Source organism: Micromonospora parathelypteridis, assembly GCF_014201145.1.
Lineage (GTDB): Bacteria > Actinomycetota > Actinomycetes > Mycobacteriales > Micromonosporaceae > Micromonospora > Micromonospora parathelypteridis.
The window spans coordinates 3,702,103-3,715,266 of record NZ_JACHDP010000001.1 but is presented as its reverse complement, the minus strand read 5'-3'; the positions used below and the strand labels follow the sequence as shown (position 1 = coordinate 3,715,266).

The following is a 13,164-nucleotide window of genomic DNA, read 5'->3' as shown; positions in this document are numbered from 1 at the left end:
GGGCGTCGTCGATCGATGCGTCCACAGTGTGCATGGTGGTGGCGGTCACGCCAGACCGTGCCGTCGCCGTGCTGCGACCTGCCGGGGCGGGCGATAGGTTGGTCGGGTGTCGTCCGCAGCGCTTCTCCGCCCAGCCCGCTGGGCTGTGCTGCGCTCACTGCGTGATCTGACCCGACTGGCGGTCACGGCGCTGGTGCTCGCGGTCGGCCTCGGCGGCGCGCTCGCCGCGACCGCACCGCCTGCCCCGACGCAGCTACGACCCAGCGCCGTGAGCAGCCGGGTGGCCACTGTCAGCCCCGATGCCGCGCCGGCCACTGAGCGGGCCGGCCAGCCCGTTGCCGCCCGGCCGGCTGGCACGGTCGACGCCGCTGCGGCGACCGGTCCGATCGCCGAGGGCCCGGGGCACGCGCCGGCCATCGATCCCGGCCGTGGCGTTCCTGCCCGACGCGGCCCGCCCACCCGCTGATCTAGGCCCGGCGATCCCCGGGGCCCGATCCCGGGTCATCCGTCGCGGCAGTTGAGTCGCCGCCGACGGATCACTCCGCCATTTGGCCGACCGCCGCTGTCGGGCCTCTCCTGCCCCCGTCGATACCCGCCTTCGACCGCGAGGTGCTGATCATGCAATCCATCCTCTCCGCCGCCCTGCCCGACCTGTCCCGAGCTGCCGTCATCTGGCTGAGCCTGCTCGGGGTGGTCGGGGTCGCTGTCTCTGTTCTCCTGCTGCGGCCCGGCCGTCTCCGCTTCGACCCGGGCGCCCGGATCCGCCGCGCGGCCATGCCGAGCCAACTCGAACAGGCGCAGGAGGAGCGGGAGCAGAGCCGCTACGCGCAGGAGATCGCGGTGGCCGCAGCGCGGGCGACCACCACCGCTCAGCGCCGCCGCGCGGAGTGGGTGATCGCACAGGAGGCGGTCGAGGCAGCCTGGCAGACGTATGAGGCTGCGGAAGCGGCCGTCCGGCGGTTCGGTGCGGCAGCGGCGATGCCGCTGCCGCAGACCGCCCGAACTCCCGCCGAGTACGTGGACCGCGAGCGCTACCTGCACCGTGCCGCGCTGGATGCGTACTGGCGGCGGGAGCTGTCGGTGGAGCAGCTCAGCGAGGTCTTCGCGCACCGCGACGGCTGGGACCCGCGGCTGCACCCGGTCGAGCAGGAGTTCGTGCTGCAGCGCGCGATTCGGGACAATCTGGCAGCCCGGCACGCCGCCGCCCGCGAGCAGGAGCAGGTTGCGTGGCGGGCGGCCGAGTTGGCTGTGGCGGCGGCCCGCAGTCTGCGCGAGGAGGCACACGCTGCCACCGGGCGACGGGTCGCGGAGTCGGCGTCGGTGCTGCCGCTCAGCGAGGTTGCCCGGCCGGCGGTCGAGCAGACCCGGGAAAACAAGGTCATCGCCCGCGGGCGGGCGACGGTGGCCGCGTTCTGAGCCGCGCGGCGTCGGGTGGGTTAGCGTGACGGCATGTCCCGACAGGCGTGGGTGCTCGTGGTGATCGCCGGCATTCTGGCGATCGCCACACTGGTCGGTGCCGTGGTGTTGGCGGTGCGGGTGGTGCGTACGCGACGACTGCTGACCGGGCTCGGCGCGGGCGGCAAGGTTGCCTTCTACGGGGCGCTGATCTACACGATCTTCCCGGTGGACGTGCTTCCGGATCCGATCTACCTGGATGACATGGGCGTCCTGGCCGCCGCGCTGATCTACCTCACCCGGCTGGTGCAGAAGCGCCGGGCGGCCGGCGGCCAACTGGCCGATCAGCCGGACGCCAAGCCGGATCGGGACCGCGTCGACCGCCGCGTGCCATGATCAGGGTCGGTTCGGTGAACAGGGGACGGGCATGGCGGGCGATCATCGGTTGAATGTGCACGATGAGCGCGTTGTCGCATTCTGCGCGGAACGGCACCTCGCGACGCTGACAACGCTGCGTGCGAACGGCACCCCACACGTCGTACCGGTCGGGGTAACTCTCGACCCGGCGGCCGGCCTGGCCCGCGTCATCACCTCCGGCGACTCTCGCAAGGCCCGCCAGGTGGCCGCAGCCGGCCCGGAGGGCGCGGCGGTGGCCGTGTGCCACGTGGATGGCCGCCGCTGGCTGACCATCGAGGGCCGCGCGGTCGTCCGGGCGGATCGGGCCGCCGTGGCGGAGGCGGAGCGCCGCTACGCCGAGCGTTATCGGACCCCACGTCCGAATCCGGAACGGGTCGTCATCGAGATCACCGTGACCGGGCTGCTCGGGAGCCTCTGACCGCCGCGCTTGGGTGTCCGATTCATGCCGAATCGGGCCATCGGTCCGGGCTCCCCGGCCACCTCTGACCGTGTGACCAAACGCCAGACCCCGGCGAGGGGTCCAGCGGAATCTCGGCAAGCCGGCAGCCGTTACACCTGATCGCGACGCCTACACCCGCGGCGGAATGCTCGCCGGAGTAGAGCCGTTGCGTCCCCGGTACGCCCACGGCCGAGATCGGCCGAAGGTCGTCGCAGCTGTGCTGAGCGAGCGCCATTCCCGGTGCTGCCGTCCTCCGCCGGTCGGAGGCGCCAACCCCCTGAACGGAGACTCGATCATGAACCCGATCGTCCAGAAGAGCGGTCTGTCCGTCGTCGGCCTGCTGGTCGCGGGCGGCTGCGCCCTCGGTCCGGCGGTAGCCGCGCAGGCCGCCCCGGTGCAGGCTGCCCCGACCTCGTCGAGCCAGACCGACCGGTCCGCCGAGCGGATCCTCGGCATCGACTACCAGGCCCAGCCGAACTTCTACTACTGCGGCCCGGCCGCGACCCGGATCGCATTGTCCGCCCAGGGCAAGGCGCTCTCCCAGGACGCGGTGGCCCAGCTGTTGGGCACCACCGAGGCAGGCACCCCTTCGGCTCTGGACACCACGCGGGTGCTGAACGAGCTGACCGGCGGGAAGTACCGGACCACCGAAATTCGTGACTCGGTTGCCCGTCCCGATCAGGTCGAGCAGCTGCGCCGCGACGTGCTGGCCGCAGTCGACGCCGGGCGACCGGTGGTGGCGAACATCAAGGGCACGACGGTGGACACCGACGGCAATCCGCACTCGTACGAGGGCGGCCACTACCTGACCCTCGTCGGCTACCGGGACGGTGGCGACACCATCCGGGTCGCCGACCCGGCCGATCCGGCGCTGGGCGAGTACTGGGTGAGCCTGCCGAAGGTCGCCAACTGGATCGCCGAGCGCGGCTACTCCTCCTGACCCTGATGGTTCACCGGGCCGGTCTCTCCCTCGCGGGAAGGCCGGCCCGGCCGTCGTTGCGCCTCCGAGCGGCAGCCTGGTGCTCGCGTCGCCGAGCTCGGGCGCCTCGCGTCGGCCGGGGCCGCTTCATTTGTCGGCGTACCGGTGGCTGGATTTTGGCCTCGCCGGCGCCGGCTGCCCGGCGCACGATCCTGTTGGCGTCGTCGGGTTCATAACCACAGGCCCGGAGCAGGTCGCTGGCCGCGGTACGTAGGCCCGTGACGAGCGACTCGCCGAACGAGCCGACCCCGCTCGCGGAGGCTCGCCCGGCCAACTCGGCGCACTGCTCGATCAGCCGGCGGGTGCGCTGGGGGTCGTCACCGTACTTGCGCTCCCTGCGCATCTCCGCCACCGCCTGACCCAATCGGCCGATCGCGTCCGCCAGTTCCGGTGGGAGCGGCTCGTCGTACTGCAGCGCGGTCGTCGACCAGCGGGCCATGGCACGGCTGTCCAGCATCAACCGTTCGAGGTGATCCGCGCTGCGGGCGTACCGGTGGTACTGCTCGCGGCGGTGCCAACGGGCCGGAGCGATAGTCACCACCTCCTCCGCCCCGCTGAGCGCATCGTGCAGCCGACCCAGGTCGTCCTCGGTGCCCCGGAAGCGTTCCAGAACGCGCATCGTCCGGTCGCCGTCGCGTGTCCGGATCGCATGTGCCAACTCGCCGAGCTGCTCGCAGAGAACCGTGTAGATCGGCGCCGCGGCCCGGTCCAGCACTCGAATCGGGTTGATCGGTAACAGCAGTGCGACCACCAGCAGGCCGACGGCCCCACCGACGAGCGCATCGAAGATCCGGGGCACCTCCAGGCCGCTGTCCATCGGGGCCAGCGTGGCGATCAGCACGGCGGTACCGCCGGCCTGACCGACCAGCGGGCCGCCCTTTCCGGCAACCAGCAACGCGGCCGCAATGGCCAGCGCGACCACCACGCCGGTCTGCCACGGGCCCGAGCCGAGGATGAAACGCAGCGTGTCGCCGATGACGATGCCCAGGGCCACGCCGCTCAACAGTGCGAAGGTGCGTCGGGCCCGCTGCCCGATGGCGGTGGCGATCGTACCGACGGCGGCAGCGGGAGCGAAGACATGCGACCCGGGGCCGAGCAGGTTCTTGGCCAGCAGGGCGGCGATCGCCGCAGCCAGCCCGGCCTGCAGGGAGATCACCAGGGTGACCTCCCACTGCCGGGCCCGGATCCGCCCGGCCTGTCCGCTGCGGTGCCGCACCCGTTGGACCGCCCGGCCGCTCCGCTCGGCCGCCTCGTCGAGCCGCGACTGCTCGCGCTCGGCGGGTGAGCGGTCGTCGGCCATGGCGGCGGTTACCCCGGCGACGGCAGGGCAATCCTGCCGGTTCGGCACCCTCGACACCGCAGGCACTCGCGCTCAGCCGAGCGTGCGGCCACCCGCGACGCCGGCCCGCCATCCGGCGTTGGTGCGACAGGGGTGTCGGCGAGCGCCCGGGCGGGTACCGACTCGCCGAGATCGAGGAGGACCGACATGGCGGCAGAGGGACCCGGAGCGACGACAGGCGGCCCCGGGCCGCGCCAGACGTGGGAGGCGCTTCCCTGGCTGATCCGGACCGCGGTGTTGTGGAGCGCCTGTCTGGTGGTGATCGTCGCCGGGTTGTACCTGCTGGGCCGGATCGCCGTCCTGCTGGCGCCGCTGGCGATCGCGTTGGCCGCCACCATCTTCCTCACCGCGCTGCTCGACCCGGTACTCCTGCTGCTGCGTCGGCTGCGGCTTCCGGCGGCGCTCGCCGCGCTCTGCACCGTACTGCTGCTGCTCGGCATCCTGGTCGGCGTCGGCGCGTTGGTGTGGAACCTGACCGCCAGCCAGTTCGACCAGCTCAGCCAGGAGTTGACCCAGGGGGTCGAGCGCAGCCGGGACTTCGTGACGTCCACGTTGCCGGTCACCGACGCACAGTTGGACCGGCTGGTCGACCAGGCCCGGCAGGGGCTGAGCGGCGGCTCTCCGGACCCGGTGGCGGGTGCCCGGACCGCCACCGAGGTGTTCGGCTCCGCGCTGCTCGCCCTGGTGCTGCTCTTCTTCCTGCTAAAGGACGGCCGGTCGATGTGGCACTGGGTGCTGTCGCGGGTGTCCGGTCCGAATCAGCCCGTGATGGCCGAGGCCGGCCGGGCCGGGTGGCAGACGTTGGGTGCGTACAGCCGGGGCACCATGTTGATCGCCGCTATCGACGCGCTCGGCATCGGGTTGGCTCTGGTGGTGCTGCGAGTGCCCCTCGCCCTACCGCTGGCGCTGATCACCTTTCTCGGCGGATTCGTGCCGATCATCGGGGCGACGGTGGCCGGCGCGGTGGCGGTGCTGGTGGCACTGGCCGCGAACGGCCCCACCACCGCTCTGCTCACCCTGGCCGCCGTGGTCGCCGTGCAGCAGATCGAGGGCAACCTGCTGGAGCCGTTGATCATGAAGCGCCAGGTCCGACTGCACCCGGCCGTGATCCTGGTGGCGGTGACCGCGGGCACGCTGATCGCGGGGATAGCCGGCGCCTTCGTCAGCGTCCCCATCACCGCCGTCCTCTGGCGCGTCATCGACACCGTCCAACAGCGTCGCGCCGCCTCGGCCCTCACCTCGGCAGATTGATCATCGGCTGAGGTGGGTGGTGAACCAGGCGCCGGCCTCGTCGGCGACCTGCTCCAGCGTGCCGGGCTCCTCGAAGAGATGGGTGGCGCCGGGGATCACCCGCAGCTCGCCGACGTCCCCCAGCTCAGCCAGCGCCCGCTTGTTGAGCGTGATCACTTCCTCGTCCAAGCCGCCCACCAGCAGCAACGTCGGGGTACGCACCTGGGCCAGCGCGTCTCCGGCGAGGTCCGGCCGACCGCCCCGGCTGACCACGGCACTCACCCGATCCGCGCGGGACACCGTCGCGACCAGAGCGGCGGCGGCCCCCGTGCTGGCCCCGAACAGACCGATCGGAACGTCACCGGCCGGACGCTCCACCGCCAACCAGTCGACGATCCCGGCCAGGCGACTGGCCAGCAGCCCAATGTCGAACCGCAGTTCGGCGGTGCGGGCGTCGATCTCGTCCTCGACCGGGCTGAGCAGGTCCACCAGCACCGTGCCGAGCCCTCGTCCGTTCAGCGTGCGGGCCACCGCCACGTTGCGGGGGCTGTGCCGGGAGCTGCCGCTACCGTGCGCGAAGAGCACCACACCGCCCGGCTGAGCGGGCAGCATCAGGTCGGCGGGGAGTTGAGCGTCCCCGACCGGGATGGTCACCGTGCTGCGCTGCTCGTCCATGCCGCACCTCCGCGTGCTCGCCTGCCGCCCGGGTACCCCGCCCACCGGGCCGCACGCACCCGAGCGGCCCCCGCTGCGGGCCGCGTTTGCCGAAAGGACCATCGGGTACGCGACGAGCGACCGCAGACCGTGTCGGCGCAACTGCGCCCCGACGGATCGCGAGGATCGCCATGGGTAAGCAGCAGACGTCCCGACAGCAGCAGATGGACGAGCGGAACCGGCGCGAACAGGACGTCGAGCGCAACAAGGACTTTGGGGATCGGGCCGTCGAGGCCCGCCTGCCCGACGATCCTCGGGCGATGGCGCCCCGGGACGCGATTGGGCGTCCGTCGACCGGCGAACCCATCTGACGTGACGTAGGCGCTGACGGTCGGGGCGGGAACACTCCCACCCCGACCGTCACTGCTCGTTGACGTGTTCGGGCAGCCGCAGCAGCGGCGACCTACCCGGTGGCTGTTCGGGCGGAGGACCGGACGGCTCGGCCGGCGGCACCGGCACGGTCACCGGCTCGTCGCAGCTGACCCGCAGCACCTGGTCATGGTGGCGCAGTTCCACCACGTCGTCGGGGCTGCCATGCCGCAGCGAGTACGTCGTCTGGTGCGGCCGGACATCCACCCGCAACGACAGCCCCCGCCACTGCAGGGAGAACTCCAGCCGGTTGAGTCGGCTGGACAGGCGGGGCGCGAAGGACAGCTCGCCGTGGTGGTCCCGCAGACCACCGAACCCACTGACCAGGGCGAGCCACGCGCCGGCCAACGACGCCATGTGCACGCCGTCGCGGGTGTTCTCGTTGAGGTCGTGCAGGTCCATCAGCGCGGCCTCACGCAGGTAGGTGTGCGCCAACTCCGGGTGGCCCACCTCCGCGGCGAGCACCGCCTGGGTGCAGGCCGACAGCGACGAGTCGCGTACGGTGCGGCGCTCGTAGTAGAGAAAGTTGCGCACCTTCTCCTCGGGGGTGAACGCGTCCCCTCGCCAGTGCATGGCCAGGACCAGATCGGCCTGTTTGACCACCTGCTTGCGGTACAACTCGAAGTACGGGTAGTGCAGCAGCAGCGGATACTTCTCCGCCGGTGTGTGCGTGAAGTCCCACTCCTGGAGGCGGGTGAAGCCCTCCACCTGCTGGTGGACGTCGAGCTCCTCGTCGTACGGGACGTGCATCGAGGTGGCGGCATCCCGCCAACTGGCTGCCTCCTCGTCGCTGACCCCGAGGTGGAACGCCTCGTCCCGGTAGCGCATCACCACGTCGGCGGCCGCGAGCAGGTTCCGCTGCGCCATCAGGTTGGTGTAGATGTTGTCGTTCTTCACGGCGGTGTACTCGTCCGGACCGGTGACGCCGTCGATGTGGAACTGACCGTGCCGGTCGTGGTGGCCGATCGAGCGCCACAGCCGGGCGGTCTCCACCAGCAGCTCCAGCCCGACCTCCCGCTCGAACTGGACGTCCCCGGTGACCATCACGTAGCGGCGGATGGCGTCGGCGATGTCGGCGGCGATGTGGAAGGCAGCCGTGCCGGCCGGCCAGTATCCGGAGGATTCCGGCCCTTCGATGGTCCGCCAGGGAAATGCGGCACCGCGGAGGTTGAGCGTTTCGGCGCGTTCCCTCGCCGAGTCCAGCGTGCTGTGCCGCCACTGCAACGCGCTGCGCACCGCGCTCGGCTGGGTGTACGTGAGCACCGGCAGGACGAACATCTCGGTGTCCCAGAATGCGTGCCCGTCGTAGCCGGGGCCGGTCAGCCCTTTCGCCGAGATCGGCCGCTGCTCGGCCCGGGCACCGGCCTGAAGCACGTGGAAGAGACCGAACCGGACCGCCTGCTGCACCTCCGGATCGCCCTCGACCAGCACGTCGGCCGCGTCCCAGAACGCGTCGAGGTAGTTGCGCTGCTCCCGGTGGAGCCCGTCCCAGCCGTCCAACCGGGCCCCGGCGAGCGCCGCACCCACCTGGTCGCGCAGGGCGGGCAGCGACCGCCGGCTCGACCAGCTGTACGTCAGGTACTTGATCACCCGCAGCTTCTCGCCGGGTTGGAGCACGCAGGCGATCGTGGTCCGTACCCAGTCCTGGTAACCCTCGGACTCGATGGTGGTGTGGTCCGGGCCGTGCACCTCGTGCTCCATCGCGGCGGCGACCCGCAGCCCGGAGACCTTGGTGCGGTGGATCAGTTGCCCGCCGTCCGGGGTGGTCAGCTCCTCCTCGGCCTGCAGGGGTGACTCGAGCACCGCCGCGACCCGGGGGTCCTTGCTCTGCGCGGGCAGTGACTCGTTGGCCACCAACTCGGACTGCACGATGAGCCGCAGCGGGCCGTTGACGGCCTCCACCTCGTAGCTGATGGCGGCGACCGACCGCTGGGTGAACGAGACGAGGCGGGTGCTGCGGACCTTGACCTCCCGGCCGGCGGGCGAGCGCCAGTGCAGCTCCCGGTGCAGGGTGCCGGCTCGCAGGTCGAGGATCCGCTCGTGGGCCAGCAGCTCCCCATAGCGCACGTCGAGCGGTTCGTCGTCGACGAGCAGCCGGATCAGTTTGCCGTTGGTGACGTTGACGATGGTCTGCCCGGACTCGGGAAAGCCGTAGCCCGCCTCCGCGTAGGGCAGCGGACGCAGCTCGTAGAAGGAGTTGAGGTAGGTGCCGGGCAGGCCGTGCGGTTCACCCTCGTCGAGGTTGCCCCGCAGCCCGACGTGTCCGTTGGAGAGCGCGAAGACCGACTCGGACTGCGCCAGCACGTCCATGTCCAGCCGGGTCTCGCGGACGTGCCACGGCTCGACCGGATAGGCCCGCTCCCGGATCACGCGGGGCCCCGTTCGGTGGCCGAGTGGTGTGCGGCAGTGTTGGCGATCGGCATCGACAGGTCGGCAGTGTCGAGCAGCTCGGAGAGGTCCTTCACCACGATGTCGGCACCGTGCGCGAGCAACTCGTCAGCCTGCCCGACCCGGTCGACGCCGACCACGTAACCGAAGCCACCGGCACGGCCTGCGGCCACTCCGGAGAGCGCGTCCTCGAAGACGGCGGCTTGCGTCGGGTCGACGCCGAGCAGGCTGGCCCCGGCGATGAAGGTGTCCGGGTGCGGTTTTCCGCGCAGCCCCTGAGCCTGGGCGACCAACCCGTCGACCCTGGCCTCCAACAACGGCTCCAGCCCGGCGGCGACGACCACCTCACCCCCGTTGGCGCTCGCGGTCACCACAGCTCGGCGCAGCCCGACGGTGGCTGCCGCCTGCAGGTAGCGCACCGACCCCGGGTAGACCTCGACGCCGTCGTCGCGCAGGTGCCGCAGCAGCAGGACGTTCTTGCGGTTGCCCACGCCGTTGACGGTGTCGGCGTCCGGCGGGTCGTCCGGGGCTCCCTCGGGCAGCACGATCCCCCGAGAGGCGAGGAACGACCGGACGCCGTCGGCGCGGGGGCGACCATCGACGTAGCGGTTGTAGTCCGGGCCGGGGTCGAAGGGCTGGAACGGTTCGCCGGAGGCCGCGGCGCGCTGCCGTAGAAACTCGTCGAACGTCTGCTTCCAGGCGGCGTTGTGCACGCGGGCGGTCTGCGTCAGCACACCGTCCAGATCGAAGAGACAGGCGGTCACGTGACCAGGTAGGCCCAGCACGGTACGAATCTATCCACCCTGCCGGGTCCGCAAACCCGTTTCCGCCGCCCCCGCCCGGTTCAGTTCGGTCGCAGCGTCCAGACCACGGTCATGACCGAGGTGGATTTGCCGTCTTCGGTGGCGATCTCCACCTCGACGTCGAACTCCGGCCGCCGGCCGGACTCCAGCTCCTCGATCACATCGAGGGCCGGCCGGGCGAGTCGCGCGGTGGCCAGCACCGGGCCCATGGCGAGTTTGCGGTAGGCGATCTCGGCCCGGACGGCGAGCGGCACGGCCCGGTCGAGCAGCTGCCCGAAGGCGGCCAGCACGACCGCGCCGGAGGCGGTCTCGCCGAGGGTGAAGATGGCCCCCGCGTGCGGGCCGCCGACGTGGTTGTGGGTGGCTGGCGAGTCGGGCATCCGGACGACTGCCCGCACTCCGCCCTTCGCCTCGGGTGCCACCTCGACAAATTCGAAGCCGAGAGTACGGGCGAAGGGCACCGCATCGAGTATGCCGGCCGCCACCTGGCGGGAGTCGATGGTCATGACCTGACGTTACTCGTCAGTAATCAGGCCAGCAACCAGGGATTTTCTCGCTTGCGGCCGGCACTCAGAGGTTGGCGATCGTCCGCAGGATCTCCGCGTAGAAGTTGCCGTCGATGCTGCGGAAGAAGGCAAAATCCTGGCCTGGGTCGCCGAAGAACGGCCGCAGCGTCCACGCCAGTTGGGTGCCGACGAAGCCGAAGAGCAGGATCCAGATGTAGAGCAGGGTCATGCTGGCCGGCCGCTGCGTCGGCTCGCCCCGTCGCACCGGCGGCGTGCCCCACGGGCGTTGCGCCGCCGGGTAGCCGGGCGGCACGGGGTAGCCGGGCGGCACCGAGTAGCCGGGCGGGAACGAGGCGCCGGCCGGCTGCCCACTCCACTGCGCCGGAACGTGAGCCGGAGGCTGCGCGACGGTGGCCGCGCCGTTCGAAGCCGAACCGTCTACGGTTGCTGCGGCCGGCACGGCCACCGGCTCGGCACTCTCACTGGCGGCCGGCGCGGCAGCCGGCACCGAGCCGGCGGGCACGGCAGCCGGCACGGCCTGGGCCTGAGCGTTGACCTGGGCCGGAGCCTGGGCCGGTACGGGCGTCGGGGCGAGCAGACCGTGGTCGTTGAGCACCTGCATCCCGCCGGTCAGGAAGCGCAGCCCGACCAACGCCGACAGGGCCAGGATCGCCACGTTGAGCAGCTTGAAGAACCCGTAGTCGGGCGCGGTGATCAGGAAGAAGAGGCTGATCGGCGCGAACGCCACCGCGAGCATCGAGGTGACCGTGATCGCCACCATCACCAGCGCCAATGACTGACGCACCGACAGCCGGGCACCGAAGACCAGGTTGAACAGGTAGAGCGTGGGCAGGCAGATGGCCAGCGTGACCAGGAACAGCAGTGGCAGTTTCAGCGCCGAGGTCAGCGCCATCAGCGGGCTGTGGAAGGCACCCAGCACCGCCCCGTAGCAGGCCAGCGCGATGGCGGAGCTGGCCAGCATCCGCCCGGTCAGGGCGCTGAGATCACGCTCGGCCACGATCTGCTGCCAGATGCCCACGCGATCCCGCAGGATGCGCTCGATGACGAGCGGGCTGGGACGGTCACCCGACACGGGTGCACCCCTCTCGGTGGTTTTCACTGTGGACTGGGTGGGCAGACGGTAGGACACCAGGTGGCACGCCCGCCACCCCGCTCCGGCGAGTCGTCAGCGCCAACCCACGTCGATGCGGGCGCCCCGCTCGTCGAAGAAGTGCAGTGCGTCCATCCGTACCGAGACGGCGAGCGAGTGACCGGCGCTGACCGCCGGGTACGGAGCGAGCCGCACCGCCAGCTCCGCCGGGCGGCGGTGGTGCCGACCTGGATCGGGAAGCACGCTGGTCTGGGTGCCGCCACTCGGGACTTCCTGCGGCTCCACCGGCTTGCCGGTGAGTCGCTGCATCACCGAGCCGAACCGACGCAGGCCACGCTGACCGACCGGCGGCGTTTCGAGCGGCGCGCCCATCTCGTCGACCACGATCGCGGTCGCGCCGATGTCGAGGAACGCCAGCGACTCGTGCCCGTGGTGCTCCAGGTAGCGGATCCGCCCGCGCAGCACGTCGCCGGGGCTGTCCGGGGCGACCGGGGTGAGCGCCTCCGCTCGCATGCCGACCACGATCCGCTCACCGTGGTAGTGCGCCACGGCCCGACTGCGAATGTCGTTCCAGGGCAGGTAGAGCGACTGTTCGCCGAGGTTGAGCGTGACGTACCGGTCGAGGTGGACGTAGACCGACGCCTCGAGCAGGTTCATCCGCGGGCTGCCCAGGAAGGCGGCCACGTAGAGCGTCGCCGGCCGGCCGTACACCTGGGTGGGTGTGCCCACGTCCTGGAGCACGCCCCGACGCATGATGGCCACCCGGTCAGCCATGGTGAGCGCCTCGGCCTGGTCGTGGGTGACGTAGACCGTGGTGACGCCCAGCTCCCGGGTCAGGCCCGAGATCTCCGCGCGCAGCTCGGCGCGGAGGCCGCTGTCCAGGTTCGACAGCGGTTCGTCCATGAGGAACAGACCGGGTCGACGGACGATCGCCCGGCCCATCGCCACCCGCTGGCGCTGCCCACCGGAGAGCTGACCCGGCTTGCGGGCCAACACGTCACCGATGCCCAGCGCGCTGGCCACGTCCCCGACGCGCTCACCTCGCGGTTCCGGCTCCACCCCGGCCAGCCGCAGCGGAAAGGCGATGTTGTCACCGACGGTCATGTGCGGATAAAGCGCGAAATCCTGGAAGACCATAGCGATCTTGCGATCCCGCGGAGGCAGGTCGTTCGCCAACTCCCCGTCGAGCATGACCGCGCCCGTGGTCGGATCCTCCAACCCGGCGATCATCCGCAGAACGGTGGACTTGCCGCAGCCGGACGGCCCAAGCAGCACCATGAACTCGCCGTCGTTCACATCCAGGTTGATGCTGTCGACGGCCAGCGTGCCATCCCTGAAGACCTTGGTCACATCCTTGAGCGTGACGGTGCTCACCGACGCCTCCCCCGCTCGTTGCCGAACCCCAGAAGACTGTGACCAGGATCATCCGTTTAGCACATCGGGTGAACGTCTTATGTTCGGCAAATGACGCTGC

The 13,164-nt window shown here is 71.1% G+C and carries 14 protein-coding genes; 7 read left to right on the top strand and 7 right to left on the bottom strand.

What is annotated here, in order from left to right; genetic code table 11:
* Positions 1–106 precede the first annotated feature (106 nt).
* The 5 genes from HNR20_RS16765 to HNR20_RS16745 all read left to right on the top strand — a co-directional run bounded on the left by HNR20_RS16765 (position 107) and on the right by HNR20_RS16745 (position 3,191).
* Complete coding sequence (locus tag HNR20_RS16765; protein ID WP_184180946.1) at positions 107–466, top strand: hypothetical protein; 360 nt, start codon at positions 107–109, stop codon at positions 464–466.
* A 152-nt stretch (positions 467–618) separates the two neighbouring features.
* A complete protein-coding gene (locus HNR20_RS16760) occupies positions 619–1,416 on the top strand; it encodes a hypothetical protein (RefSeq protein WP_184180944.1) in 798 nt (265 codons plus the stop codon).
* Between the two features lie 33 nt (positions 1,417–1,449).
* Complete coding sequence (locus tag HNR20_RS16755; RefSeq protein WP_184180942.1) at positions 1,450–1,791, top strand: YkvA family protein; 342 nt, start codon at positions 1,450–1,452, stop codon at positions 1,789–1,791.
* Positions 1,792–1,822: 31 nt separating this feature from the next.
* Positions 1,823–2,230: a pyridoxamine 5'-phosphate oxidase family protein gene (locus HNR20_RS16750; RefSeq protein WP_184180940.1), complete on the top strand. Its 408-nt coding sequence runs from the start codon at positions 1,823–1,825 to the stop codon at positions 2,228–2,230.
* 316 nt (positions 2,231–2,546) lie between these two features.
* Positions 2,547–3,191, top strand: coding sequence for a C39 family peptidase (locus HNR20_RS16745; protein WP_184180938.1), 645 nt, complete (start codon positions 2,547–2,549; stop codon positions 3,189–3,191).
* A gap of 10 nt (positions 3,192–3,201) precedes the next feature.
* Here the strand turns inward: HNR20_RS16745 and HNR20_RS16740 are convergent, their stop codons facing one another.
* A complete protein-coding gene (locus HNR20_RS16740) occupies positions 3,202–4,530 on the bottom strand; it encodes an FUSC family protein (protein ID WP_184180936.1) in 1,329 nt (442 codons plus the stop codon).
* 186 nt (positions 4,531–4,716) lie between these two features.
* Between HNR20_RS16740 and HNR20_RS16735 the strand changes: the two genes are divergently transcribed.
* Entirely contained in the window at positions 4,717–5,820 is a 1,104-nt protein-coding gene (locus HNR20_RS16735) for an AI-2E family transporter (protein ID WP_184180934.1), read from the top strand.
* On the opposite strand, the gene HNR20_RS16730 is transcribed toward HNR20_RS16735, so the two are convergent.
* A complete protein-coding gene (locus tag HNR20_RS16730; protein WP_184180932.1) occupies positions 5,821–6,474 on the bottom strand; it encodes a dienelactone hydrolase family protein in 654 nt (217 codons plus the stop codon).
* Between the two features lie 170 nt (positions 6,475–6,644).
* On the opposite strand from HNR20_RS16730, the gene HNR20_RS16725 reads away from it, so the two are divergent.
* Positions 6,645–6,824: a hypothetical protein gene (locus HNR20_RS16725; RefSeq protein WP_184180930.1), complete on the top strand. Its 180-nt coding sequence runs from the start codon at positions 6,645–6,647 to the stop codon at positions 6,822–6,824.
* A 49-nt stretch (positions 6,825–6,873) separates the two neighbouring features.
* On the opposite strand, the gene HNR20_RS16720 is transcribed toward HNR20_RS16725, so the two are convergent.
* The 5 genes from HNR20_RS16720 to HNR20_RS16700 form a co-directional block, all read right to left on the bottom strand.
* The gene (locus HNR20_RS16720; protein WP_184180928.1) at positions 6,874–9,252 is read right to left on the bottom strand and encodes a glycoside hydrolase family 65 protein; all 2,379 of its coding nucleotides are present in this window, start codon (positions 9,250–9,252) and stop codon (positions 6,874–6,876) included.
* Complete coding sequence (locus tag HNR20_RS16715) at positions 9,249–10,055, bottom strand: HAD family hydrolase (RefSeq protein WP_184180926.1); 807 nt, start codon at positions 10,053–10,055, stop codon at positions 9,249–9,251. The genes HNR20_RS16720 and HNR20_RS16715 overlap by 4 nt, the downstream gene beginning before the upstream one ends.
* A gap of 59 nt (positions 10,056–10,114) precedes the next feature.
* Positions 10,115–10,579 carry a DUF4442 domain-containing protein gene (locus tag HNR20_RS16710; RefSeq protein WP_184180923.1) on the bottom strand — a complete coding sequence of 155 codons (465 nt, stop codon included), beginning with the start codon at positions 10,577–10,579 and terminating at the stop codon, positions 10,115–10,117.
* A 64-nt stretch (positions 10,580–10,643) separates the two neighbouring features.
* Positions 10,644–11,672: a hypothetical protein gene (locus HNR20_RS16705; protein ID WP_184180921.1), complete on the bottom strand. Its 1,029-nt coding sequence runs from the start codon at positions 11,670–11,672 to the stop codon at positions 10,644–10,646.
* A gap of 93 nt (positions 11,673–11,765) precedes the next feature.
* Positions 11,766–13,064, bottom strand: a complete 1,299-nt coding sequence (locus HNR20_RS16700; protein ID WP_184180919.1) for an ABC transporter ATP-binding protein — start codon at positions 13,062–13,064, stop codon at positions 11,766–11,768.
* Positions 13,065–13,164 lie beyond the last annotated feature (100 nt).

What these genes read in the sequence shown, in the direction of transcription:
- HNR20_RS16760 (WP_184180944.1), top strand. Translation starts at nt 619, where the DNA reads ATGCAATCCATCCTCTCCGCCGCCCTGCCCGACCTGTCCCGAGCTGCC.
- HNR20_RS16755 (WP_184180942.1), top strand. Translation starts at nt 1,450, where the DNA reads ATGTCCCGACAGGCGTGGGTGCTCGTGGTGATCGCCGGCATTCTGGCG.
- HNR20_RS16750 (WP_184180940.1), top strand. Translation starts at nt 1,823, where the DNA reads ATGGCGGGCGATCATCGGTTGAATGTGCACGATGAGCGCGTTGTCGCA.
- HNR20_RS16745 (WP_184180938.1), top strand. Translation starts at nt 2,547, where the DNA reads ATGAACCCGATCGTCCAGAAGAGCGGTCTGTCCGTCGTCGGCCTGCTG.
- HNR20_RS16740 (WP_184180936.1), bottom strand. Translation starts at nt 4,530, where the DNA reads ATGGCCGACGACCGCTCACCCGCCGAGCGCGAGCAGTCGCGGCTCGAC.
- HNR20_RS16735 (WP_184180934.1), top strand. Translation starts at nt 4,717, where the DNA reads ATGGCGGCAGAGGGACCCGGAGCGACGACAGGCGGCCCCGGGCCGCGC.
- HNR20_RS16730 (WP_184180932.1), bottom strand. Translation starts at nt 6,474, where the DNA reads ATGGACGAGCAGCGCAGCACGGTGACCATCCCGGTCGGGGACGCTCAA.
- HNR20_RS16725 (WP_184180930.1), top strand. Translation starts at nt 6,645, where the DNA reads ATGGGTAAGCAGCAGACGTCCCGACAGCAGCAGATGGACGAGCGGAAC.
- HNR20_RS16710 (WP_184180923.1), bottom strand. Translation starts at nt 10,579, where the DNA reads ATGACCATCGACTCCCGCCAGGTGGCGGCCGGCATACTCGATGCGGTG.